15 protein-coding genes and 2 pseudogenes are annotated in these 25,043 nt (G+C 44.5%); 5 read left to right on the top strand and 12 right to left on the bottom strand.

Annotated features, from left to right (window positions below):
- Positions 1 to 83 precede the first annotated feature (83 nt).
- The 3 genes and pseudogenes from HMPREF9010_RS15535 to HMPREF9010_RS15545 all read left to right on the top strand — a co-directional run bounded on the left by HMPREF9010_RS15535 (position 84) and on the right by HMPREF9010_RS15545 (position 4,039).
- Positions 84 to 1,445 (top strand): dihydrolipoamide acetyltransferase family protein, encoded by a 1,362-nt coding sequence (locus tag HMPREF9010_RS15535; protein WP_008648302.1) that lies wholly within the window; start codon positions 84 to 86, stop codon positions 1,443 to 1,445.
- 37 nt (positions 1,446 to 1,482) lie between these two features.
- A pseudogene (locus tag HMPREF9010_RS15540) lies at positions 1,483 to 3,520 on the top strand (thiamine pyrophosphate-dependent enzyme).
- A 12-nt stretch (positions 3,521 to 3,532) separates the two neighbouring features.
- A complete protein-coding gene (locus tag HMPREF9010_RS15545) occupies positions 3,533 to 4,039 on the top strand; it encodes a flavodoxin (RefSeq protein ID WP_004307602.1) in 507 nt (168 codons plus the stop codon).
- A gap of 124 nt (positions 4,040 to 4,163) precedes the next feature.
- On the opposite strand, the gene prmA is transcribed toward HMPREF9010_RS15545, so the two are convergent.
- The gene (gene prmA, locus HMPREF9010_RS15550; protein WP_004307600.1) at positions 4,164 to 5,012 is read right to left on the bottom strand and encodes a 50S ribosomal protein L11 methyltransferase; all 849 of its coding nucleotides are present in this window, start codon (positions 5,010 to 5,012) and stop codon (positions 4,164 to 4,166) included.
- Between the two features lie 152 nt (positions 5,013 to 5,164).
- Between prmA and HMPREF9010_RS15555 the strand changes: the two genes are divergently transcribed.
- A complete protein-coding gene (locus tag HMPREF9010_RS15555; protein WP_004307599.1) occupies positions 5,165 to 6,496 on the top strand; it encodes a hypothetical protein in 1,332 nt (443 codons plus the stop codon).
- 25 nt (positions 6,497 to 6,521) lie between these two features.
- A pseudogene (locus tag HMPREF9010_RS15560) lies at positions 6,522 to 8,194 on the top strand (OmpP1/FadL family transporter).
- A gap of 121 nt (positions 8,195 to 8,315) precedes the next feature.
- On the opposite strand, the gene HMPREF9010_RS15565 reads toward HMPREF9010_RS15560, so the two are convergent.
- The 11 genes from HMPREF9010_RS15565 to HMPREF9010_RS15615 all read right to left on the bottom strand — a co-directional run bounded on the left by HMPREF9010_RS15565 (position 8,316) and on the right by HMPREF9010_RS15615 (position 25,022).
- Positions 8,316 to 9,125 carry a fimbrillin family protein gene (locus HMPREF9010_RS15565; RefSeq protein ID WP_004307597.1) on the bottom strand — a complete coding sequence of 270 codons (810 nt, stop codon included), beginning with the start codon at positions 9,123 to 9,125 and terminating at the stop codon, positions 8,316 to 8,318.
- Between the two features lie 40 nt (positions 9,126 to 9,165).
- Positions 9,166 to 9,636 (bottom strand): nucleoside deaminase, encoded by a 471-nt coding sequence (locus HMPREF9010_RS15570; protein WP_004297398.1) that lies wholly within the window; start codon positions 9,634 to 9,636, stop codon positions 9,166 to 9,168.
- Positions 9,637 to 9,789: 153 nt separating this feature from the next.
- On the bottom strand, positions 9,790 to 10,776 hold the full coding sequence (locus tag HMPREF9010_RS15575) for a Gfo/Idh/MocA family protein (RefSeq protein ID WP_004297399.1): 987 nt from the start codon (positions 10,774 to 10,776) through the stop codon (positions 9,790 to 9,792).
- A 449-nt stretch (positions 10,777 to 11,225) separates the two neighbouring features.
- The gene (locus HMPREF9010_RS15580; RefSeq protein WP_008648297.1) at positions 11,226 to 12,449 is read right to left on the bottom strand and encodes an alginate lyase family protein; all 1,224 of its coding nucleotides are present in this window, start codon (positions 12,447 to 12,449) and stop codon (positions 11,226 to 11,228) included.
- A 41-nt stretch (positions 12,450 to 12,490) separates the two neighbouring features.
- Positions 12,491 to 13,915 (bottom strand): hypothetical protein, encoded by a 1,425-nt coding sequence (locus HMPREF9010_RS15585; RefSeq protein WP_008648296.1) that lies wholly within the window; start codon positions 13,913 to 13,915, stop codon positions 12,491 to 12,493.
- 15 nt (positions 13,916 to 13,930) lie between these two features.
- Positions 13,931 to 15,445 (bottom strand): IPT/TIG domain-containing protein, encoded by a 1,515-nt coding sequence (locus HMPREF9010_RS15590; protein ID WP_008648295.1) that lies wholly within the window; start codon positions 15,443 to 15,445, stop codon positions 13,931 to 13,933.
- Between the two features lie 19 nt (positions 15,446 to 15,464).
- Positions 15,465 to 16,946, bottom strand: coding sequence for a RagB/SusD family nutrient uptake outer membrane protein (locus HMPREF9010_RS15595; protein WP_008648294.1), 1,482 nt, complete (start codon positions 16,944 to 16,946; stop codon positions 15,465 to 15,467).
- A 20-nt stretch (positions 16,947 to 16,966) separates the two neighbouring features.
- Positions 16,967 to 20,083, bottom strand: a complete 3,117-nt coding sequence (locus tag HMPREF9010_RS15600) for a SusC/RagA family TonB-linked outer membrane protein (protein ID WP_032852524.1) — start codon at positions 20,081 to 20,083, stop codon at positions 16,967 to 16,969.
- 23 nt (positions 20,084 to 20,106) lie between these two features.
- A complete protein-coding gene (locus HMPREF9010_RS15605) occupies positions 20,107 to 21,309 on the bottom strand; it encodes an alginate lyase family protein (protein WP_008648292.1) in 1,203 nt (400 codons plus the stop codon).
- Positions 21,310 to 21,328: 19 nt separating this feature from the next.
- A complete protein-coding gene (locus HMPREF9010_RS15610; protein ID WP_008648291.1) occupies positions 21,329 to 22,498 on the bottom strand; it encodes an alginate lyase family protein in 1,170 nt (389 codons plus the stop codon).
- A gap of 34 nt (positions 22,499 to 22,532) precedes the next feature.
- On the bottom strand, positions 22,533 to 25,022 hold the full coding sequence (locus HMPREF9010_RS15615) for a glycoside hydrolase family 2 TIM barrel-domain containing protein (protein WP_008648290.1): 2,490 nt from the start codon (positions 25,020 to 25,022) through the stop codon (positions 22,533 to 22,535).
- Positions 25,023 to 25,043: the final 21 nt, after the last annotated feature.

Below are 25,043 nucleotides of genomic sequence, written 5' to 3'. Positions count from 1 at the left end.
CGGTTAAAATTTACTTAACTTAAAACTTTCTATTTCAGCCCGTTGTTGTAATATATCAAGGTTGAATAATAAATTTACTGTCTATGTCAAAATTCGAAATAAAAATGCCTAAGTTGGGCGAGAGTATAACCGAAGGGACAATCGTCTCTTGGTCTGTAAAGGTAGGTGATATGATTCAGGAAGACGATGTGCTTTTTGAAGTGAATACTGCCAAAGTAAGTGCGGAGATCCCTTCTCCCGTAGCGGGAAAAGTGGTGGAGATTTTATATAAGGAGGGCGATACGGTTGCTGTAGGAACAGTAGTCGCTATAATTGATTTGGATGGAGAAGAATCTTCAGGAACGGAGCCGGTAAGCGAAGGAGTTGTAAGAGAGGAAGCCGATGCTGGTCAGGTTGCTGCAAATGTTTCTGAAACATCACCATCATCAGCGGAAACTGCTAAAAACGAATCAGCGAATACTGCATCGAAACCTGTTGTTGCAGAGGAAGAACGTTGGTACTCTCCTGTTGTGATTCAGTTGGCGCGGGAAGCTAAAATTCCGAAAGAAGAGCTGGATGCTATACAAGGAACTGGTTATGAAGGGCGATTGAGTAAGAAAGATATAAAAGATTATATTGAAAAGAAGAAAAGAGGAGGTAGTGTTGAACCGAAGCCGGCATCTGTTGTTGCTGCCCCGGCCGCAAGCAAAACATCAGTTGCTGTTTCTTCTGAACAGGCAAGTCCGAAGGTTGCTCCTGTAGCAATGCCTGGAGTCGAAGTAAAAGAGATGGATCGTGTCCGCCGGATTATTGCCGACCACATGGTTATGTCTAAGAAAGTATCTCCTCACGTGACCAATGTAGTAGAAGTAGACGTTACCAAATTGGTACGTTGGCGTGAAAAGAATAAAGACGCTTTCTTCCGTCGCGAAGGAGTGAGACTGACTTATATGCCTGTGATAACGGAAGCCGTGGCAAAAGCATTGGCTGCCTATCCACAGGTGAATGTATCGGTAGATGGATACAATATTCTTTTCAAAAAGCATATTAATGTCGGTATTGCCGTCTCTTTGAATGATGGAAATCTGATTGTTCCTGTGGTGCATGATGCCGATCATCTGAATCTGAACGGGTTGGCTGTTGCCATCGATTCTCTGGCCTTGAAAGCAAGGGATAACAAATTAATGCCGGAAGATATTGATGGGGGTACATTTACGATAACCAATTTTGGTACATTCAAGAGCCTGTTCGGTACGCCAATCATTAATCAGCCGCAAGTAGCTATCCTGGGAGTAGGATATATTGAGAAGAAACCTGCTGTTGTAGAAACTCCGGAGGGTGATACGATTGCAATCCGGCATAAAATGTACTTGTCTTTGTCCTACGATCATCGGGTAGTAGATGGAATGTTGGGAGGTAACTTCCTGCATTTTATAGCCGACTATCTCGAAAATTGGAAAGGCTGATAACTGATTGTTTCATTCATTAAGAACTTCATTACTCATGAAAAAGAAATATGATATAAAAACTACAGATGTAGAAACCCTGAAAAAGTGGTATCATCTGATGACATTGGGGCGTGCCTTGGACGAAAAAGGCACCGTCTTACCTGTTGCAATCTTTGGGTTGGTCTTATCATGCTCCCTATGCAGGGCATGATGGTATTCAACTTGCTGTCGGTCAGGTATTCACCCTCGGTGAAGATTTCCTGTTCCCATACTACCGGGATATGTTAACCGTGCTTTCCGCCGGAATGACCGCTGAAGAAGTTATCCTGAACGGTATTTCCAAAGCAACGGACCCGGGTAGCGGAGGACGTCACATGTCGAACCATTTCGCCAAACCGGAATGGCACATTGAAAACATCTCCTCTGCTACTGGTACACACGACCTTCACGCAGCAGGTGTGGCCAGAGCAATGGTATATTATGGACATAAAGGCGTAGCTATCACTTCTCACGGAGAGTCGGCTACTTCCGAAGGATTCGTTTACGAAGCTATCAATGGTGCCAGCCTCGAACGTCTTCCGGTGATTTTTGTAATACAAGATAATGGGTATGGTATTTCCGTACCCAAATCGGAACAGACTGCCAACCGTAAAGTAGCCGAAAACTTCTCGGGCTTCAAGAACCTGAAGATTATCTATTGTAACGGAAAGGATGTATTCGATTCGATGAATGCTATGACCGAAGCGCGGGAATATGCTATCAGTACCCGTAATCCGGTTATTGTGCAGGCGAATTGTGTCCGGATCGGTTCGCACTCCAATTCAGATAAACACACCTTGTATCGGGATGAGAATGAATTGGAATATGTGAAAGATGCTGATCCCTTGATGAAGTTCCGCCGGATGCTGCTGCGTTATAAACGTCTGACCGAGGAAGAACTGCAACAAATAGAAGCTGATGCAAAGAAAGAATTGTCTGCTGCCAACCGGAAGGCTTTGGCTGCTCCCGATCCCGATCCTAAAAGCATTTATGATTTTGTAATGCCCGAACCTTATCAGCCACAGAAATATAAAGATGGTACACATGAGGCGGAAGGGGAGAAGACTTTTCTGGTCAATGCCATTAATGAAACATTGAAAGCTGAATTCCGCTATAATCCCGATACCTTTATTTGGGGACAGGATGTGGCAAACAGGGAAAAAGGAGGCGTGTTTAATGTAACCAAAGGTATGCAGCAGGAATTCGGCGAAGCCCGTGTATTCAGTGCACCGATTGCGGAAGATTATATTGTAGGCACCGCCAATGGAATGAGTCGCTTTGATCCTAAAATTCATGTGGTGATTGAGGGAGCGGAGTTTGCCGATTATTTCTGGCCTGCCGTAGAACAATATGTGGAGTGTACACATGAGTACTGGCGTAGCAATGGGAAATTCGCTCCGAATATAACTCTGCGTCTGGCTTCCGGTGGCTATATCGGTGGAGGCTTGTATCATTCTCAAAACCTGGAGGGAGCTTTGACCACTTTACCGGGGGCACGTATTGTCTGCCCGTCTTTTGCGGATGATGCTGCCGGATTACTTCGTACCAGTATGCGATCCAAAGGCTTCACGCTGTTCCTTGAACCGAAAGCATTGTATAATTCGGTAGAAGCAGCGGCAGTAGTGCCGGAAGATTTTGAAGTACCTTTCGGAAAAGCACGTATTCGTCGTGAGGGATCAGATTTAAGCATTATTACCTATGGCAATACCACCCATTTCTGTCTGCACGCAGCAGAACGATTGGAAAAAGAAGGTGGCTGGAAAGTGGAAGTCATTGATATTCGCTCCTTGATTCCGTTGGATAAAGAGGCGATATTCGAATCGGTCAAGAAAACGAGCAAGGCATTGGTGGTTCATGAAGATAAAGTATTCTCCGGTTTTGGTGCGGAGCTTGCTGCTATGATTAGTGGAGAGATGTTCCGCTATCTCGATGGACCGGTGCAGCGTGTCGGTTCTACTTTTACTCCTGTCGGTTTTAATCCGATTTTGGAAAAGGAAATTTTGCCGGATGAGGCCAAGATATACGAGGCTGCCCGGAGATTATTGGAATATTAAATAGTGTGGATTATGAAAAAGATAGGTTTATTTTATGCTACCAAAGCCGAAAGAACGAGTTGGGTGGCAGAGAAAATACAGAAAGAATTCGGTAAGGAAAAGATAGAGACAGTGCCTATTGAACAGGCTTGGCAAAATGACTTTGCTGCTTATGACTGCTTCATTGTGGGTGCTTCCACTTGGTTTGATGGAGAACTTCCTACTTATTGGGACGAACTGTTGCCGGAACTCCGGACAATGAAATTAAAAGGTAAGAAGGTTGCTATTTTCGGTCTGGGAGATCAGATACGCTATCCGGAGAATTTTGCAGATGGAATCGGTCTGTTGGCGGAGGTATTTGAAGAAGATGAGGCTACTTTAGTTGGTTTTACTTCTTCCGAAGGTTATACTTTCGAACGTTCCAAAGCTTTGCGTGGTGAGCAGTGGTGCGGTTTAGTTGTCGATTTGGATAATCAGTCCGAGCAGGCGGAAAAGAAAATAAAAGCATGGTGTCAACAGCTAAAGAAAGAGTTCGCGTAACAACTTTGTTTCTCCTTATAAGATAGTGACGCTATCCGATACAAATAGTGACGGTATATGCTTGGGATAGCGTCACTATCCCAAGCATATACCGTCACTATTTTTTCTACATCCATCAGGACTCTTATCCTTTATAAACAAACTTCACCTCTGCCCAGCGATTCTTCTCTTTATAATGAACGAAAGTCAATCCGTTCTTTTCCGCTTCTTCGCGGATGGCGGTAATATCGTCTACGTAAAATCCACTCATATAGAGTTCGGAATCCGTATGCATGGAGGCAACATATTGCTTCATATCATTCAGTAATATATTCCGGTTGATGTTGGCGATGATAACGTCGAAAGGTCCTTTTCCTGTAAGCGACGAGGCATCTCCTTGTGAAACGGCAATATCGTCTACGTGGTTCAATTCGATATTTTCGATGGAGTTTCGTACACACCATTCATCAATGTCGATGGCTGTACAGGGGCGTGCGCCCCGCATACGTGCGAGGATGGCAAGAATTGAAGTTCCGCAGCCCATATCGAGCAGAGATTTATCTTTCAATTCGCTGTCCAACAATTCTTCAATGATGAGGCTGGTAGTCTCGTGGTGTCCTGTTCCGAAGGCCATTTGAGGATTGATGACAATGTCATATTCCGCTTTGGGAATATCTTGGTGGAAAGTGCTGTGAATCACACATCGGTTTCCGATAATGATGGGTTGAAAGAAATTCTTTTCCCATTCTTCATTCCAGTCCTTATCTTCCGCTTCGGTGTATGTATAAGTAATATCCGTATCGGGTAGGGGGAACTCGGTGATGGCAATCTTGATGGCGTTTTCATCACAGATTGTCTGTTGGATATATGCGGTCAGTCCGCCTTCACACTCAACAAAACTTTCAAACCCGACTTCACCCAGTACGGCAGCCAGTACGTCAGTGACGATTTCTGTGCAAGGGTGGGTGCGGAATGTGAACTCAAAATACTTCATAGTTGTTTTTAATTCTGGTGAATAATGGACAAAGATAGTTAGAAATAGGGATTTCCCTATTATCCTTTGGGGAAAATCTCCCTCGGACGAAAAATCTCTTCCTTATCTTTGTAACATGAATAAGTTTAAGTAATTACATAAACCGAGATGATATGAAAAAGATTGTTTATTTCTTGCTATTTGCCTTGTGCCTCCCGATAGGCTTGATGGCACAAAGCGTTGATGACGACCTTTACTTCATTCCTTCAAAAGACAAACAGGAGAAGAAAGAAACTCCGGTTAAGAAGGAAACGAAGAAACAGGTGACCAACATCTATACTTCACCGGGTACTACAGTAGTGGTTCAGGACCGTAAGGGAAGAACACGGGATGTGGATGAATATAACCGCCGTTACGATGCACGTGATAATGAATTCGTAATGGATAATGATACCTTATATATAAAAGAAAAATCTAATCCGGATTTGGACGGAGAATGGGTGACAGGCGAATTCAATGGTACGGAAGACGACTATGAATACGCTGAACGTATCATCCGTTTCCGCAATCCTCGTTTTGCTATCAGCATCAGCAGCCCGTTGTATTGGGATGTAGTTTACGGTCCGAATTCATGGGACTGGAATGTATATACCGACGGTATGTATGCTTATGCGTTCCCGACATTCAGTAATCCACTCTGGTGGGATTGGCGTTATGGCTCTTACGGCTGGGGATGGAACTATGGCTGGGGATGGAATCGTCCTTACTACGCTTGGGGATATTCTCCGGGTTATTGGGGCGGCTGGTATGGCGGCCACTGGGGTGGCTGGTATGGCGGTGGCTATTGGGGACATCATCACCACTGGCACGGTGGTCCTAGCTGGGGCTGGGGCGGAGGTGGAAGCGGTCATTGGACAGGTCCTACCTATACAAACCGTCGTTCTTCCGGACAAAGCAGTTACAGGAATCCTTCCACTGTTCGTCGTTATGGTTCGAGTGCCGTTCGTTCCAGTGGTTCTTCTGTTCGGGGAGGCTCTGCAGTTCGTTCAGAAGGTAGTTCTGTTCGTTCTTCTGGTTCTACTTATAGCAGGGGAACTACTTCCAGGCGTGTAGTGGGTACACGGACTTCAGGTGAACGCAGTGGCTCAAGTAGTCGTAGCAGTGCTACTTATTCTCGTCCAAGTAGTACTAGAAGTAGCGGAAGTTCTTCATCTTCCCGTTCGACTGGTTCTTCTGGTTATTCGCGTTCGTCCGGAACCACTACTAGGAGCAGTAGTGCAAGATCAACTTATAGTCGTGGTAGTTCAGAAGCACCGCGTAGTTATTCTCCAGCGAATAATAGTAATACCCGTTCTTCTTCCTATGGTACTTCTCGTTCTTCTTCACGTAGTTATTCTCCAGCTTCGTCAGGTGGTAGTAGTTCTCGGGGCAGTTATTCGAGTGGTGGTTCTTCTAGGTCATCATCAGGTGGAGGCTCCTCTCGTAGTGGCAGTGCCAGAAGATAAGTATTAATTAAACGGTTTTACAAGAATGAAAAAGATAAGTGTTTTAATTGCTCTAGGGATGTTGATGATAGCGCCTTGGGGAATGGCACAAACGATATATGATGGTGCCAAATTAACAGGAAAAGATTTAAATGGAACTGCTCGATTTGTGGGTATGGGTGGAGCTATGGGGCTCTTGGAGGAGACATATCTACAATGGGGACTAATCCGGCAGGTATTGGTCTTTATCGTAGTAGTGATGTAATGACTTCATTTGGGTTTTCTCTTTATGGGAATGAAAGTCAGTATTTGGGGAAAAAGTTTAATTCCGATTTAACTAAAGGAGATTTTAATAACATCGGGTTTGTGTTTTCTTCGAAGATTGGTAATGAAACTCCGCTGCGTTTTGTGAATTTCGGTTTTAACTATCATAAAGCGAAATCATTTAATAACAACATGCGCATGGAAGGTAATTTGGGGCTTTACTCCCAAACCTATCTAATGGCATCTCAAGCAGCTGGCATTGAAAAATGGGGAGATTCGCCTTATACGGATAATGGTATTGGGTGGCTTTCTATTCTTGGAGCTGATGCTGGGCTGATTAGAGATATTACAATACATGACAAAACAGGAGGGGTAAACAATATTCCTTATACCTATAAGGATGAACAAGGGAAGGAGGTACAGTATAAGGATATAAATGGTAATCCTCTTTATATCTCTCCTGGACATTTTGAAGGAATGTTAGATAATGGATATGCAAATTTTCGTTCGGAAGAACGCGGAGGAATTGACCAATATGATTTTAATGTATCGTTTAATTTTAATGATCGGGTATATTTAGGGTTGACGCTGGGTGCTTATTCTGTAGATTATAATAAGTATACTTTTTATGATGAGGATTATGGAAACGATGAAGGATATAGTTTGCAGAGTTGGAATAGAATAAAGGGGTCTGGCTTTGACGTGAAGTTGGGGGCTATTATTCGTCCTTTTGAATATTCGCCTTTTCGAGTTGGATTAGCTATACATACGCCAATATTCTATAGTTTGGATTATAAAACGAGTGCACAAGTTATATCGGATGTGATGGATGTTGTAACTGGAGAAATAAAAGGATATGACGTGAGATCATGGGATAATCTTCCGGGAAAAGGGGATATGATTCTTCCTTTCGATTTTCAAACTCCTTGGACTTATAATGTAAGTTTAGGATATACGGTGGGTAAGAGTTTGGCTTTGGGAGCAGAGTATGAGTATCAAGATTATTCTTCCATGAAATTTAAAGATACCGAAGGTAATTCTTCTGCTTATGAATTTGAAAATAGTACGACATCTATGTTGAAAGGGGTTAGTACTGTTCGTCTTGGTTTGGAGTATAAAGTGATTCCACAGTTTGCTTTTAGGGCAGGATATAATTATAGTACTGCGGCTTTCCATCAAGATGCTTTCAAAGATTTGGCTATTAACTCTATTCAGACAGATACAGACTTTGCCAATTCTAAATCAATGAGTAATTATACATTGGGTATTGGTTATCGCGGATCAATGTTTTATGCTGATTTAGCTTATAAATACTCTACATATAAAGAAAACTTCTATCCGTTTGTGAATGGATTTACAGATGAAGATGGTAGTACAATCATTGGTTCACCAGAAGCAACGAAAGTTACGAATACACGCAGTCAAGTGTTGTTTACCGTAGGTATGCGCTTCTAATCTAATAAAGAGACAGTTTTCAATTTCAATAATAACTTTTGTGTGTAAAAAATCCCTGGAATGCTGAGTGTCTACAGCGGTTCCGGGGATTTTTATTAGTATCACTTTTTATTCTTTAGTCTTATCTGAATAGTGGAGTTCGTTCGTCAATGATTCCGCGTCTTGCGTACATTTTTACCGCAACAGGAGTTCCGGCTTCTATGGTAATGTCCTCCTCTGCGATGATAGGTTCTTCTTTACCGTCCTCCAGGATAACCGTTCCTATTTTCTCGCCGGCTTTGATGATCTGTGGAATCAAGTTAGTCAAGATACCTTCAGATACTTTCCGAATATCAATGTATTCCGGTTTTGCATTGGGGTCAGCTTCGATTTTGCCGCTGAACAAGTCCTGTACACCTTTGTTCTTCAAGAACAGTTTAACGATTGCTCTACCTTCGTACGGCTGGTTGTTCTCGTCGAGCAGAACGACGGGCGTTGTCATTCTCTTGAATGCAAGAGCAACATTCTTAGAACCTTTGTTGGCTTGGGCTGTACCGAACAAATATTCTAAGCCACCCTTGATTTCACGATAGCGGCTGCTCAATGATCTGGTAGTAGCTGCTTCGTCGGTCAATTCAGGATAATGAGCATAGAAAGTAACCGTTTCCGAATCGGTGCCTGCCTCGTTCCAGGTCTGGCTATCCATACCTATGGCAAATGGATGATAATCCTGCTCGGCAACGGACATTGAGATGACATCTCCGGCAGCGAAATTGTTCTTTAACGGAAGTGTCAAACTACTGCTGTTACGAGTAAGAGCATTGTTGATACTTTGGTCAATAGAAGTAGAAAAGTCGATCACTTCTTTACTGGGATCTTGCAGTTCTTCTTGCTGTTGACAACTGAACAGGCATACTGATGCCATAACAAATAAAAGGCTTTTTCTTTTCATTTGAGGGGTAATTAATAGGTTAATAATAGTGAGAGGTTTTTTAATATTCTACTCTGTCTTCTTTGGCCGCCCAGGCTTTGAAGGCAGTAAGGGCTTCATTATGCAATAAGATTTCGGAAGGAAGCTTTCTGTCTTCAGGCTTCAGTTCCAGTTCGTCATAGATAAAAGAGTCGTCGAAGCCAATATTCTTGGCATCGGTCTTATTGTTTCCATAGTACATTTTATCCAATCGCGCCCAGTAAATCGCACCGAGACACATGGGACAAGGTTCGCAGGAAGTATAGATTTCGTATCCGCTAAGATTAAAAGTACCGAGTTTGGCAGCTGCGGCACGTATCGCACTCACTTCGGCATGAGCAGTGGGGTCACAAGATGCCGTAACACGATTTACTCCTGTTGCAACTATTTCCCCCTCTTTCGTGGCAATCACAGCACCGAAAGGACCTCCACCATTTTCAACATTTTCTTTGGAGAGCTCGATTGCTTTCCGCATTAAGTCTTCTCTAGTCATGGCACAAAAAATATATTGTTAGTTTCATTTTCCCTTTGCTTCTTTTTACAAAGATAGAAAAAACTAACAATATACAATGGAATATTCCTATTAATTTTTAACAGTATCAGTAAACTTCGCAAGAAAATGATACTTTTTTTGCTTTTTTTCGGGTTATAGTTTACCTAATATCTTGTCCATTACCCAGTTAGTGAGCGTTGCACTTTCTCCGTCGCAGGAGCAAACGGACTTACCTAACAAGTGATCGACCACTGCCTGAATAAGAGGTTGTTGCACATGTTCCGGGTTACCGATACAGATTTCTTCCCGTCCTTTTTCGGTATGTAAGCCGATAGGCTCATAAGTAAAGACAGAGAAACAAATCATTCCCTTGTCACCGATAATTTCAATACGGTCTTCGCGGGCAGAGTCATGGGCTACGAAACACCAGGAACCGCTACCAACCAATCCGCTATCAAATTGGAAACAGGCGCTTAATGTATCTTCAGCAGGATAAAGTCCACCTCGATTGCTCTTATAACCGCTTGCTTCGAGGATACAACCGAACATATCCTGCAACAAATCAATTTGATGCGGAGCAAGGTCGTAGAAGTAGCCACCTCCGGCAATGTCAGCCTGCACACGCCAGGGAAGGTTGTCACGATTGTAATCCAGATCGCGTGGCGGCTGGGCAAAACGAATTTGCACATTGATAATATTACCGATAGTACCGTTCTCTACCAGTTCCTTTACTTTCTGGAAATAGGGGAGATAACGGCGATAGTAAGCAACGAAACAGGGAACTCCCGTTTCATTGGATATGCGGTTGATGCGCGTACATTCTTCGTACGTCACAGCCATTGGTTTCTCAATATAGGCAGGTTTGCCTGCTTTCATGGACATAATGGCATACGTAGCATGTGAGGAAGGAGGAGTGGCAATGTAGATGGCATTTACTTCCGGATCATCGATCAGTTCTTGTGCATCGTCATACCATTTTTTGATTCCTCTCTCTTTGGCATACGCTTTCGCTTTCGCACCGTCACGACTCATCACGGCTACGACTTCCGAATGTTCTACTTTCTGGAAAGCGGGACCGCTTTTGGTCTTGGTTACTTCTCCACAACCAATGAAGCCCCATTTGATAATCTTTTCACTCATAATATATACCTATTGTGTCTGCTTTAACAAACCCCAAAGATAAAGCTATTTTTTGTCAAGAGCAACTTTATTGATTATTAACTTGGCAGAGACAGTGGGAAAACAGACATTACGTTTTATTTCAATAGAGGCTCTGTTTTACCTGAACAGACGGTCTGTTAGGAGAGAACAGAGCCTCTAAAAGATGGCAACGCACACTCTAATTCCGGTAAGAAGCAAGGTGAAGATCGCTATGCACCGGGTTAAAGGAGAATGAACACCGGGCAAAACTGAAAGGAAAGCCGGGGTGGGGGAACTTTCCTCTCTATGAATATGATTTTTTCTTTGATATATAAAAAGAAAGGAGGGAATCACAATTCCCTCCTTTACGTGCAGTTTAATTGAAACTACTTTATCATTAACTCTGTAAAGATACGACATTCGGAAGCGAAAGTCAAGTCTTTGAGAGTTTATTTACTTTCCTCTTTCAGGAAAAGAAGATTAAAAAGATCTTTCGGATTGCTTTTCCGGAACTGCTGATATGCCTTTAAATAATCGGTACGAGTGGAATCTAGCAGATACAGTCGATACAGGTCTTTACATAATTCCTGTTGTTTACCGTTCCATTCGCTGATTTGCTTGTAAGGCCATTCTTTGACTCCTTTGCCGAGATATGGCTTCAGAAAATCGGCAGCTTTGTAAATGCTTCGTCCGTCAGCAGAACTGACAGAAAGAACAGGTACATGGGCTTTTTCTCCCATAGTCGCAATATCTATCAGATGTTGCAGATTAAATTCTGAATATCCGAAAGCCAATGTCCGGCGTAATTCTTCGGGCTGTTTGCCGTCCGGTTCAATCTGTTTGAATACCCGCTTCTTGGGAACTTCCCGAAGTATCCGTTCGGCTACTTTATGATTGCCTGTATAGAGTGCAAATGCAATGGCTTGTGCATCATAAGCAGTACTATGATTGTTGGGGCGGCTGGCTTCTTCTTTTCCTTGTTCACTAGTCAGAATCCAGTCCAGTAATTGCCCGAACCATTTTTTTAGCTGCTCTGAATCTTTCGAGGTGAACGAACGGGATTTTTCAAGAAGCTGAACGGCATCCAGCATTTCCACTAACGAATAAGTATCTATCACACCATAGCAACGGCCAAGATCATTATTATGTCCGGGCGCAACCTGCGCATATTTCAGATGTGGGTTCATGCAGGTTTTCTTATCCAGAAACCAGACACGAATCTGTTTGGTTGCTTTCAGTGCATACTGTTCTTTGCCACTGAAATACCACGCAAGTGCGAGTGTCGTGACATTATTTGCCATCTCTCCCAAGCGGTTACGGTCCAGTTTATTCAGTTCCGGATTGGATACACCATCGCGGCTGATATAAGGTTTACCGTCCGGCTTGGTCGGGTCCGGCCAGAAATAGCGTGCCTGGCTCAAGTAGTCGTGTTTGTCTCCGCTTGGTGGCGTTTTATCTTTCATCATAACAGAAAGATAGTGGGCGTTCAAAGCCTTGTCTGCCTGCTTTAGTAAGTTCTGATAAGTGGCGCTGTATGCGGGTTGATTGAGAGACTTTTTCACTTGTTCCAGATGTTCCGCATTCCAGATGCTCTGGGCGCAAACAGTCATTGCAACAATGCTGAAAGCCAGTGACAAACGGATTCTCTTGGAGTAGTTCGCTCGTAGATTCATGGGATAATATAACTTTTTGGGTACTCGTTTTATTGTATTGTCTATTTCTCGTAATATACATTCATAATGATGGTGTTCAGTTTTCTGTCTGTTTGAATATTCAGCTGTTTCACCCAAATCAATCCGAATTTCTCCTTATGATAGAAGTAATACACTTCTCCTGCTGCAACAGTCGGAGTATTTGTTTTGATATCAGACGCTTTCACATCTCCGATGTCATCCCGGATATTGGTGATTTCACCGTTTGTCACTTTGGTAATCAGTGCGTCATCTGTGACTTTCTTGAACGGAGTTGTCTGTGTGGATTCTTTCCAGATGGCATAATCATTCAGATTCAAAGCTGTACCATTGCAAAACTGACTGTTCAGAAGATTGGTTCCGATATTGGCCGGGTTCAACAGACGCGCTGTGGGTGCACCGCTAGTATTATCCATTGCGAAAGTAACCCATTCTTTATGTTCGACTACATCGCATGGAGTCATCGTCCGTCCATTCGTAACATCAAAGAAAGCATTCTCCGTTCCATGACTTCCCAGTTCGATATCCTCCCAAAGGACGTATGGCAGGGTAGGTGTCGGTTTCACAGTTACGCTTCCCGATACGGCTAGTTCCTGATTATCTCCCAACACGTTGTCATACACTAATACTACGTTGTCGATTACTAAATTTTCGGTAATGTCTTCGGGAGCATTGAAAGAAAGGCTGGTAGCAGTAGCTGTAAACTCGTAAGATTGACCGTTTACCATTAGTTTCTTGATAATATTCAGGTTGGTTCCGGCCAGCGTAATAATGGCTCCTGTGCCCACTTCTCCTTCCAGAACAGTGGTGACAGTAGGAATAATCGGTGGCACGATTACTTCAAAATCATTAGATACATTCACGGTATTGGTGGTATACGTAACGCTCAACTGGACTTTTTTAGTTACATCGAAAGTTGAGGGTACGGTTACCATAAGTGAAGTATGCGAACGGTCCGGATTGGGATCGAAAGATACCACTTGATCTCCGAAGTTTACCTTAGTAATCAGGTGCATATTCTTTCCTGTAAGTGTGATCCTATCTCCGATAGTAGCAGAACTTACATCAGTGGTGACACCCGGCACTACCACTTCGAATGCATCACTCAAAGTCAGTTTGTGTACCGAATTGTAAGTGGCAACGACAGAGATATGCTGTGTCACTTCAAAATTATCGGGCACCGCCACTATCAGCGTGGTTTGTGAACGGTTGGATGGCTCGGTGGTGATGTTGACCACCTGATTGTCAAAAGCCACTTTAGAGATCAGATGCATATTCTGCCCGGTAAAGGTAACCTCGTCACCGATTGCTACGGAATAATCCGTAGCCAGTGGATTGACAGACGTTTCCGGAATTATAATTTCATTGTCACGGGTACATCCGTACAACAAACCTATCAGACAGAATAGGACTGCCGATAATGCGGTAAATTTATATTGTCTTTTCATTGTCTTTCGTCTTTTTTAGTAACGTTGATAATACAGGTCGAAAGTAATCGTTGCATTGGCATCATTCGTCGCCTTAACAGCGTCAAAATCTACATTGACAGAACGGATAATCATGATACCGAATTTATTCTTCTTCAGATTCTTGAACACAACGACACTGCCTGCCTTGTATATATTCGATGCTTCTTTATCCTCTGCTTCCGTTTTCTGACGGCTGCGTACCGAGTTGGAACCTTCCGCATCCATATCAATATTGAATAATGCTTTGGTAATCTCATCGGTAGGAGATATTTCTTCGATGTTTCCTTCTTTAATGTTTCTAATCAGTTCGCCATATCCTTTGCTTTCCTGAAGTACAAGAAGTTTGGTGACAGTAGAAGTAAACTCACCAAAGTTTTCGTTGACTTCGGCTTCGGTAGAAGAACTTTTCAATGGAGGCAATGGAGTACCGTTACACCAGTAGTTTCTCAAATTAGCCTTTACGTTCTGCGGACCGTTCAATGCAAAGTCATTATTACTGTTGTGTACCGCTGCAAAATCAATCAGGGCACGGGAATCCACATCTTTCAGGATACAAGTGGTGGAAACCTGTCCGGTAGTTCCGTTAATCATATTACCGAAATCTTCATTGCGGTGTGCGCCCATCTTCAGATTCGGATAGCTGAATACTCTCGGAATAAATACATAACAGTCATTCCGTAGTGTCAGACTGCCTGTTCCCTCATAATATTTGGCCAGAACATCCACAGTAGCACTCTCCGGCAATTCCGGAACACGGAATACAATGCTGTTGGCAGTCTTCTCAACGAAGTTAGTCACTTTCACTTCATCCCCGAAATGGATGCTTTCAATCAAATTCAGGAAAGTTCCGTTGAGGGTAATCAGACTTCCCTCGGTCACCCGTTCTGCCATTGCGTCAATGGTCGGAATATCTTTGATGATCTCAAAAGCAGGACCCTCCGGTTGAGTGAACTGCTCTCCTGTAGAGTCAAGATAATAGAGGGAGATAGGAGCGGCATCCGTGATGACGAAAGGAATGGTTGCTACAATTTCTCTTTCGGACTGATAGGAGATAGAAGCCTCTTTATCACCGAAACAAACTTTGGACACGATGTCCAGATTCTCACCCTGTATTTCAATCTGATCTCCCACGTGCGCTCCGGCAGGAACATTCTTCACTTGGGGAACCGGATATACAATCGTAAATGACTGCTCACTTTCCGTCTTTTTTTCTTTCGTACTAAGAACGATTTTCCCGTTTCCGGCATTGGCGGGAACTACAATAACAATCTCCTGTTGAGAGAGCTTATAGCGTATCGTAGCTTCTACGCCACCAATCGTTGCCTTTTGTATATCGCGCAGGAATTCTCCTTTGATAGTGATTTCCTGTCCGAACTTACCGCTTGTCGGGGTGAACTCTATAATTTGAGGATCACCCTGCTCGATGACATCAGTCGATTCTTTTTCGTTGCAGCCTGCCAGTGCAGTGAGAACGAAGAAGATGAATAGGCTATAGAATTTATTTTTCATGATTCAGTGTCGTTTAGTATTAATAGTTAGGGTTCTGTGTGATGACGCCCGGATTATTGTCGATTACGCTTTGTGGAATCGGAAGTATCAACTGATAATCCTTTAACTTGTTGATCTGTTGGGTGTAGCCTGCATAGAAATCCCATTCGGTTTCCTGAATATGCTTGTTGATTACTTCTATGGCCTTACCCCAACGCAAGAGGTCGAACCAGCGTTGATTTTCGAAAGCCAGTTCCAGACGACGTTCTTTCTCAAGATAGGTGCGGAATACGTTACGGGTAGTCACTGCATCACTCTCGATTTTGCTTAGTCCGGCACGTTCACGTACCAGATTCAGGTATTTCAACCCGGCAGAGGGACCGTCTACTTCGTTCAATACTTCCGCATACATCAGTAGTACATCTGCATAACGAATGACAGGCCAGTCATTTTCAGCATCGTATCGTATGGATACTTCCGAAAGGAATTTCTTTACATAAGCCACTTGTGCTTCCACGTCTTTACTCTTATCATAATAACTGTCTGCCATGCTGACGTCCTTTCTCAAATCCTCTTTGCTGTATGCGGCGGATATTTCTTTCGTAGGATAATTCTTACCGTCACCGCTACCCGTGATTACGTTCGCGCCACTGTTTTGCGGTGCAAATGTATTGGCAAACGGAGAACCGATTCCCAGACTACCGCTTTTATAGCGTACAGTGAAGATAATATCATCGTTCATCTCTTTGGTTGTATCAAACACGTCGGCATATTTGACATTCAGTGTCTCGCCTTTGGCAGTCACTACATCGCTTAATAACGGTTTGGCATCTTCATACCGTCCGAGGGTAAGATACACTTTAGCCAGTAGAGATTTGGCTGCCAGTACTGTGGCACGTCCCAGATCATTAGAGCTGTATGTGATGTCCTGTAAATCCGTAACGGAACGTTTTAGGTCGTCGATGATTTGCGCATAAGTGGCCTGCACCGAACTGCGGTCTTTCTTTAGTGATTCTGCGATACTGATCTCTTCTGTCACCAGAAAGGTTGGGCCGAAGAGACGTACCAGATTGAAATAATGATAGGCACGGATAAAGAGAGCTTCACCCTCAAATTGTGCACGTTTCTTTTCGTTCTCCACTACGGCCAGCGCTTCGGGTTTCAGTATTGAGTTGCAGTTATTGATATTCTGATAGGTAGCTTCCCAGTAGGTGCGGATATTCGGGTTGCTGGCGTCCATTGTTCCAAGGTCCAGTGCCAACAGTTGCATGAATGCGTCGTTGCTGGAACGGGTGCCGTTCATGCGAGTGTTGTCCGAGCGAAGTTCCGTCAACGCCCATTCTATATTCAGTGGAGCGTGTATGCCTCCGTAACAACCGATGACGGCTGTGTTCACTTCCGCTTCATTTTGGTAGAAGTTGATATCGGCTATGTAAGAGTCCGGCGTGATGTTCAGGTCGCAGGAGGCGAGTCCCAACGCACAGGTTGAGAGAATACCGATGAATGTATGTTTTAGTTTCATTGTTATTTGTCTTTAAGGAGTTAGAAATTAAGTTCGAATCCGAAAGTGACTGTCGATTGCAGGGGGAACCCACCTGACTGGTAACCGTTGATAAGAGGAGAACTGTAAGAACCACTCGTTTTACGTGCTTCCGGATTAATACCACGGTAGTCCTTGGACCAGATATAGAACAGGTTCTGTCCTGAAGCATAAAGACGGAGTGAACTGATACCGATCTTCTTCAACTGCTTCTTATTGAACTTATAGCCTAAAGTCACATTGCGCAATGCTACATACGAGCCGTCTTCAATCAGGTAATCCGTAAATTCCCAGGCGACACCGCCATTTGCTGCGAAAGAGGGAGTTTTTCCGTCGCCCGGATAGTCTGCACTGATCCAGCGGTTTTTCACGTAGTTGCGGTTGAACTTCTTGGTTTCGGTAAAGTAACCGTCACCGTTGAATACATCCAGTTTGTGAACTCCCTGAATCATAACGTAGAGGTCGAAGCCTTTCCAGGTCAGTGTATTGGTGAATCCCCATGTTGCTGTCGGGAATGGGTTGCCGATTTCTGTACGGTCTTTGTCATTAATCACTCCGTCGTCGTTGATATCTACAATCCGGAGACTGCCTGGTACGGCACTGGCCAAGTGGGGAACAGCGTCCACTTCTTCCTGACTTTTGTAAATACCGTCTGTCTTGTAGCCGAAGAAAGAAATGGCTCTCTTGCCTACCTGTGCCAGATATGTTTCGTTACGTTCACCCGTAGAGATCAGTCGTTCTTCTCCCGAAAGTTCCAGTAACTTGTTGAAGTTGGAAGAGATATTGAATGAGCTTTCCCATTCAAAATTCTTGGTGCGGATATTATGGGTATTCAGTTCCACCTCAATACCACTGTTGCGGATACGTCCGATATTATTCCAGTAATTATTGAATCCGGTGAAAGAAAGAACCGGCTGTTTGAATAATAACTGTTTGGTGATGGAGTAGTATCCGTCCACTGTCAGGTTGATACGGTTGTTCAGGATGCTCAAGTCGAATCCGGCATTGTATTCGTAAGTCTGTTCCCAAGTGATGCGGTTGTTACCTTTGGTTTCGCTGGTCTTGGCGAGTCCGGAGATCAGATTGCCATTTCCCTCTCCCAATGCGTAATTGTTGGGATAGAGCAGGTCATAGTATGAATTGGCAGGAATGCTGTTATTACCTGTCACACCGAAACTGGCACGGACTTTCAGCAGGTTCAGCCAACCGAATTGTTTCAGGAAAGATTCTTCCGAAGCACGCCATCCCACAGATACCGAGGGGAAGTAACCCCATTGATGACCGTCGGCAAACAGAGAACTTCCATCTGTACGGATGCTGGCAGAAAGCAGGTATTTCTCATCATAACTGTATGTGGCACGTGCCAATAGGGACATCATTGCCGTACGGTATTTCTGGGTATAAGTTCCGTCGAGGTCGAAAGAAGTTGCAGCGTTCAGCGTATGGATATAGTCGGTGGGGAAGCCCAGTCCGACGATACCGGCAGTTCTTTCAGAAGTAGTCTGCGCTGTATAGCCGGCCAGTACGGAGTAGTCATGCTTCCCTGTCTTTCCGGTATAGTTTAACGTGTTCTCGCTCAATAAGTCGATATACAGACGGTTGGTATAAGTACCCATAGCTGATTCTTCATCTTTCTTGGCAGCATAATCACGATATTGATTGTTCTGGCGATACTTGATAAAGAAACCGTTGGAAGTGGTGAATACCAGTCCTTTCATCAGTTGGACATTGAAAGAGGCATTCGCCTGCAGGTTGTAGTCCTCGCGGAAACGTTCTTCCGTATCCATCAGTGAACGCGGATTGTTATTGCTCGAACCGAAAGGACTGCTGGACGGGGTGAAAGTTGTTCCGTCCTCACGGGTATAGGTAACATTGCTGAAGTCACTGCCTCGTGCATACGAACCGATAGGTTTGCCGGTCAGCGCAGAAGTGGCAGCAGTATGGCGTACAGGCATGAAAGAGGGCGTACGATAGAAATCCATGAAGTTGGTGGCAGGAGTTTCTGTCTTGGTGTACGACGGTGCCAGATTCAAACTGAAGTCTACCCGTTTGGATAGTTTTGCATTGATGCGTGAACGCAGGTTCAGGCGGGTATAGTTGCTGTTGAGCATGATACCGTCTTCCTGTGCATAGTTGCCCGAAATATAATAAGTGATGTCATTCTTGCCACCTGATACGGAGAGCTGCACCTGGTGAATCTGCGGACTGCTGTTCAATCCTTCTTTCTGCCAGTCGGTGTAGTTATCAATGAGACCGAAAGCCTCCTCTGTCTGTGACATTGTTTTATTTTTCAATACCGATTCGTATCCGATCATGCTGCAATAATCTTGTGAACTCATGATGGGATGTAACTTATAAGCCCATTTCAAACCGGTGGAAGCTTTCACGCTGTATTTCGGTTTACTGGCTTTTCCTGTCTTGGTAGTAACCAGGATAACGCCATTGGCTGCACGTGAACCGTAGATGGCTGCCGAAGCGGCATCTTTCAATACTTCGATGGAAGAAATATCCGCCATATCGAGTGTGGAAAGACCGTCCGGTGTGGGATAACCGTCGATGACGATCAGCGGAGAACTGTCGGCACTGATAGAACCCATACCACGCACACGGATTTGCGGGGCGGCTCCCGCTTCGGAAGTAGAGTTCTGTATATTGACACCGGCAATTTTACCTTGTAATAACTGGTCTACCTGGGTCACGGGAATATCTGTCAGGTTGTTGATATCCATCTTGGACACAGATCCCGTCAGGTGAGACTTTTTCTGCACACCATAACCTACGACTACCACTTCATCTAGTGTCTTTGTATCTTCCAGCAGGTGAATATCCAATTTGTTTTTACCGTTGATGGCAACTTCCTGTGGGGTGTATCCGATGTATGAAACCACCAGGATAGACTTGGAAGAGGGGACACTCAACGTAAACTGACCGTCCATGTTGGTGATTGTACCTGCGGTACCACCTTTTACTTTCACATTCGCTCCGGGGATTCCACCCTGACTGTCGGTCACTGTTCCGGTGACGGTAAACGACTGTGCATAAGTGACGGTAACGCACGGAACACAGAATAACAGCATCCATGCCATTACCAAAGAGTAATGAATAAATTTGTTCCTCATCTGATTAGTATTTTAAGTGTTTCTTATTCTAAACTATAGATTAAATGAATTCTTTTGTTAGCGGGTGTCTCGCGGAATTGAGCGCCGATGGCTTCATATCCGGCTTTCGGATCAAAGAACGATGCACGGCGAAGAATCCAGCAGGCTTCTTCCTGTTTCTTGTCCCATTCCTTGATTTGTTGGTAAGGCCATTCGCTCTGTGGTTTGCCGATATATGGAATCAGAAATTTCAGTGCTGCCGTGATGGAACGTCCGTCCTGGCTGGTAGCGTTGTAAATATCCTGTCCCAGCGTGGAGGCGATTGAACACATATCGAGCATGTGTCCCAGATTGAAGATCGTATATCCCAGGGCAGTAGTGCGTGCAAGTTCCAATGGTTGTTTGCCATCCGGTTCTATCTGTGTGAACAAACGCTTTTCGGGAAACTCCTGAATGGTTTTCATGGCAAGGTCTTGATTGCCTGTATATAGAGCATAAGCTGTCAGTTGCACGTCATAAGCCAGACCGTGATTGTTCTTTGCTCTCTGTTCTTCGGCAGCTACGGGACTGGTCTGCATCCATTCCACTAGTTGCGTGAACCATTCTTTCATCCCTTTCTTTACTTTGGGAGTAAATGCTTTCGAGTTCTCCATTAATGTCATGGCATCAATCATTTCCGTGAACGAGTAAATATCGATCATACCTGCACCACGTCCCATGCCTTTATTCTTTCCGGGGATGGTTTGTCCGTAAGTGAGGTTCGGATTCATCTTTGTCTTGGCATCCAGGAACCAGACATTCAGGAAGTCTACGGCTTTTTGCGCATATTTCTCATCACCGGAGAAGTAATAGGCAAGTCCCAGTGTGGTGACTGCTTTCGACATATCTCCCAGTTTGTTGCGGTCGAGCTTATCCAATTCCGGATTTCTTTGTCCGTCTTTACGGATATAGGGCAAACCGTCAGGCTTGGATGGATCCGGCCACCAGTAAGGGCCCATGCTCATATAATCGTGTTTGTCTCCGCTATCTGCTGTCATTGTTTTGTCCATTACGGACGGCGGAGTCATCTTCAAAGCCTTGTCGGCATCTCTTAAAAGAGTTTTGACGGCAGGGGCATATAGAGGTGAATCGGCTTTTTCTTTTACTTTGGCTAATTTTTCCGCAGCATAGATGCGGGTGTTGGCTACCTGTGCGTTCAGTGTGAAAGCAGAGGCGAACAATAATGTGCATACTAATAAGTTTTTCATATTCTATTGATTTTATAGTTTATTGAATCCATAATAACGGGTGACGGATGGGAAGATTACGTACCACCTCTTCGTTGGTGGGGAAATGTTCCAGTTGCATCCATGTGTTGAAAAATTCTTTATTGAAATGATGTAATGTGCCGAATAACAGGAACGGTTGCGCCACTGGCCATTCTTCCCAAAACATAATGTCGGGTTGTCTCTTCCAGCTACTTTTGTCTTTTACGTATGGATAAAGCCAGGCGATACCCTTATCGATGTTTTTGCCGTCCGGTGTAGTGTAATTCCATATATCTTCTTCTCCAGTAGTGAGCAGTTGGCAGATAGTGGCCATTGCGTCAAGGTTGAAAAGAGAATAACCGTAGGGCTTGGTGCGTTCCAGTTCTAAAGGGAAACTGCCGTCTGCAGCCATTTGATTGGGTAAAAGTACTGTTTTATAACGTTCCGTGCAAAAACGAATCATTTCCCGGTTGTCCGTGAACAAGGCAAAGGCAGCGGCTTGCATGACCCAGCAGGTGCCATGATTGTTTTTCGCTTCCATTTCTTTGATTCCGTAACGGTGCGTGGACATCCAAGTCAGATAATCGGAGAACCATTGTTTGATAGTCCCCAGTTCTTCCTTGTCAATCATCCTTTTCGCTTCCATAAGCCGGAGCGACTGCACCACTTCGATCAGGTGAATCGTATCGATGATTCCTATCCCTCGTCCTGTTACTACTCCCTTGATGGCCTGTGCATACAGCAGATTGGGATTCATCTGTGTGTCCGGGTTGACAAACCATGCCCGGATATGTTGCATGGCTGCATCGGAATATACTTGTTTACCCGTAAGTATCCAGGCGGAAGTAAGGTCGCCTACCAGTTGGCTCATGCGAATCATGGCCTGCCGATGTGCTGTGAAATTCTCCGGATTGGTTTCTCCGTCCCGGCGGATATAAGGACCGTCGGGAGCTTCCGGATTCGGCCACCAGTAATCACCCTCCGAATAGAAGTCATGAATACCTCCGGCACTTCTTGTCGCACGGGTAGCGGTCACAGTGACCGGTTCCTCATGAAGTGCGGCATCTGCCCGTTGTATCGTTTCTTTTTCTAAAAGGTGACGAATCTGTTCGGCTGTGTCTTCTCCGGCAACTGCCGTAGCAGTGCCAAAGAATATAATGAAACCTATTGAAATTATTGTCTTTCTCATGGTGCTTTTCTCCTTTCTTATTCAGCTTTCACTTCTATTCGGCTTTCACTTCGATGAAAGCAGTTTGAATGCCCGGTGATTTTACAGCTACCTGGCATGTGCCGTTCAAGTCAATGCGAATTGCAGCTCTGCCATTATAAGCCTGTACTCTCCGGGAGCCGGTGGATGTTCCTAAGTTCTGAATCAGTTTTCCGTCTCCCGCAGCTTCAAATGAGATTACATTTGCCGCGTCCAGGCAGGGGATCCCTTTGTTGTCTGTCAGCTGGGCTTCCACCCATACGATAGAACCTTTATCGGGGTATGTCTTCAACTTCAGCTGTTTCGGATTGCTCCATTCTTCTGTCTGGTAGTTGAAACTTATTTCATCCGTAATGGCTGCTTTCATGTTACCTTTACCGAGTCCTTTCACTGCAACCGCTTTTATGTTATTTTCTCCTGCTTTCAGTATGCAGTTCCAGTGAAGTCCCGCTGCCGGAAAATCCTGGCTGTTGCGTTGCTTGACTCCCTGACTGACGCCGTTCACGAACAGCTCTACTGCTGCACAGTTGGAATATACCAGAATCTCTTTTTCTTCGTTCACTTTGCCCCATCGGGTCCGCCAGTTATGACCGTAAATATGAATCATAGGCTGTTTAGTCCAGTAAGACTGGAAGACGTAGTAGGCTTCTTTTTTAGTAAGATCCCGTTCTACCACTCCTTTCTGATTGACGTATGGCACCGGATTATCGGGGCGGAGAGGGGTGGAGAAATCTTTGAATACCCAAAAGGCGGTTCCTGTCAGCCAAGGCATTGTTTCTTGCTCTTTCAGGTGCCAGTCGAATAGTTTTACGATGTACGTTTCCGACCAGTCTCCATCTCTGGAAGCACGGGGATCTCCGCCTTGCAGGGCGAAGTCGCCTGCCCGTTCGTCGGCACTGTTTCCACCCATAATTGCTTGTAGCGGGTTGAAAGGATATTCGGAATGACGTCCGGCATGTGAGTCACCTCCCCATTCTACATGCAGGAAATGTTTCACCCGTTTCATCTCTTTCTCCGAAATACTCTTGTAGTCTGTAAATTGTCCGCGATACCAGCCTGCCCAAATGGAGGGAGAATAGACATCTACAATATCATTGCAGAAATCACATCTGCGGATGGAAGTCATACGTGACGGATCGAGTTGGTGTGACAAGTCATTCAACTCTTTCATGAAAGCGCGGATGGCCGATTGCTCGAATGTTGAAAAATCATTGGGCCAGTCATTTTCATTTCCCAATCCCCAAAGGATGACGGAGGGATGATTGCGATGCTGGGTAATCATGTTGGTCAGCATCCGGCGCGCTTGTGCCTGATATTTCTCTCCTCCCAGTCCACCTCTGCACCAGGGTATTTCTTCCCATACCAAAATGCCTAACTGATCGCATAAACGGAGGATGATGTCCGATTGTTGGTAATGTCCCAAACGGATAAAGTTGACTCCCATCTCTTTAATCAGTTTCATTTCCGCTTCCATTTGTTCTTCTGTCATAGCGGCGCCTACTCCGGCATGGTCTTCATGCCGATGGGTTCCTCTTAACAGCAGACGTTCTCCGTTCAACTGGAAAGGTCCGTTTTCAATGAATTCAAAGTGACGGAATCCGATGAATTCTGTAATAGTCTGTTTACTTTGAGGAGTAGTCAATGTCAGTTCGCAGGTATAGAGTTGAGGCTGGTCGGGACTCCACAGAATCGGATTCTTAATCGTTGTCTCGAACAGGGGATTTGTTCCCAACGGAAGAACCGTCGTTGTCTGTTCCCATACCTTTTCTCCATTAGGCGCCTTTAATAAAAGGTGAATGCTTGCCTGGCGAATATCATTCGGGTTATGGAATGTTCCTTGTATCTTTAGAGAAGCGTTTTTCATATCTTTCTCTACAGGGGTATTTATCTGTATATTGCTGAAAGACACTTCGGGCTGGTAAATCAGATTCACGTAGCGATAAAGGCCGCCGTATAAGTTGAAATCTGACAGGTCGGACGGAATCATCTCCGTATCTCTGGTATTATCGCAACGAACGGACAATGGAATTCTGCCATTGAAGCGTTTAGCGCAATCCGGGTTGGCAAGGGCTTGTTGAACGGCTTCGGTGATATCGACACTCCAACCGTCGTAGCCTCCTGTGTGACTGGCTACTTTATACGTATAGACATACACTTCTGTTTTTTGTCCTACTCCCTCAAACTCCAGTATGACGCGTCCATTGAGATATGGATTCTTGATAGAAAGCTGCGTGCGATACCATCCTGCGCCCTGATAATAATTGATATCCGGGTCTACTGCATCTTCTGCATTGAAACAGTGGGGTAGGGTAACCTGTTGCCAGATAGGCACTGCTTCGGAAGAACCGGGAGCGGCGGGACGTACTGCTTCCCAAATGCTTCCCAGGTCACCTTTCAGATATTCCCATGAGTCTGTCAGCCGGATTCTTTGTTGAGTCGGAATCGTGGCATTCAACGGGAGTATCAGCAGATTGAACAGGATGAATATGGAAGATAATCTTTTCATAATTAGTAATGTACTAATAAA

The sequence above is a fragment of the Bacteroides sp. 3_1_23 genome (genome assembly GCF_000162555.1).
Taxonomy (GTDB): Bacteria; Bacteroidota; Bacteroidia; order Bacteroidales; family Bacteroidaceae; genus Bacteroides; species Bacteroides ovatus.
This window is presented reverse-complemented; position numbering and strand designations above follow the sequence as displayed.

Coding starts and splice junctions, on each gene's coding strand:
- HMPREF9010_RS15535 (WP_008648302.1), top strand. CDS start 84: ATGTCAAAATTCGAAATAAAAATGCCTAAGTTGGGCGAGAGTATAACC.
- HMPREF9010_RS15545 (WP_004307602.1), top strand. CDS start 3,533: ATGAAAAAGATAGGTTTATTTTATGCTACCAAAGCCGAAAGAACGAGT.
- prmA (WP_004307600.1), bottom strand. CDS start 5,012: ATGAAGTATTTTGAGTTCACATTCCGCACCCACCCTTGCACAGAAATC.
- HMPREF9010_RS15555 (WP_004307599.1), top strand. CDS start 5,165: ATGAAAAAGATTGTTTATTTCTTGCTATTTGCCTTGTGCCTCCCGATA.
- HMPREF9010_RS15565 (WP_004307597.1), bottom strand. CDS start 9,125: ATGAAAAGAAAAAGCCTTTTATTTGTTATGGCATCAGTATGCCTGTTC.
- HMPREF9010_RS15570 (WP_004297398.1), bottom strand. CDS start 9,636: ATGACTAGAGAAGACTTAATGCGGAAAGCAATCGAGCTCTCCAAAGAA.
- HMPREF9010_RS15575 (WP_004297399.1), bottom strand. CDS start 10,776: ATGAGTGAAAAGATTATCAAATGGGGCTTCATTGGTTGTGGAGAAGTA.
- HMPREF9010_RS15580 (WP_008648297.1), bottom strand. CDS start 12,449: ATGAATCTACGAGCGAACTACTCCAAGAGAATCCGTTTGTCACTGGCT.
- HMPREF9010_RS15585 (WP_008648296.1), bottom strand. CDS start 13,915: ATGAAAAGACAATATAAATTTACCGCATTATCGGCAGTCCTATTCTGT.
- HMPREF9010_RS15590 (WP_008648295.1), bottom strand. CDS start 15,445: ATGAAAAATAAATTCTATAGCCTATTCATCTTCTTCGTTCTCACTGCA.
- HMPREF9010_RS15595 (WP_008648294.1), bottom strand. CDS start 16,946: ATGAAACTAAAACATACATTCATCGGTATTCTCTCAACCTGTGCGTTG.
- HMPREF9010_RS15600 (WP_032852524.1), bottom strand. CDS start 20,083: ATGAGGAACAAATTTATTCATTACTCTTTGGTAATGGCATGGATGCTG.
- HMPREF9010_RS15605 (WP_008648292.1), bottom strand. CDS start 21,309: ATGAAAAACTTATTAGTATGCACATTATTGTTCGCCTCTGCTTTCACA.
- HMPREF9010_RS15610 (WP_008648291.1), bottom strand. CDS start 22,498: ATGAGAAAGACAATAATTTCAATAGGTTTCATTATATTCTTTGGCACT.
- HMPREF9010_RS15615 (WP_008648290.1), bottom strand. CDS start 25,022: ATGAAAAGATTATCTTCCATATTCATCCTGTTCAATCTGCTGATACTC.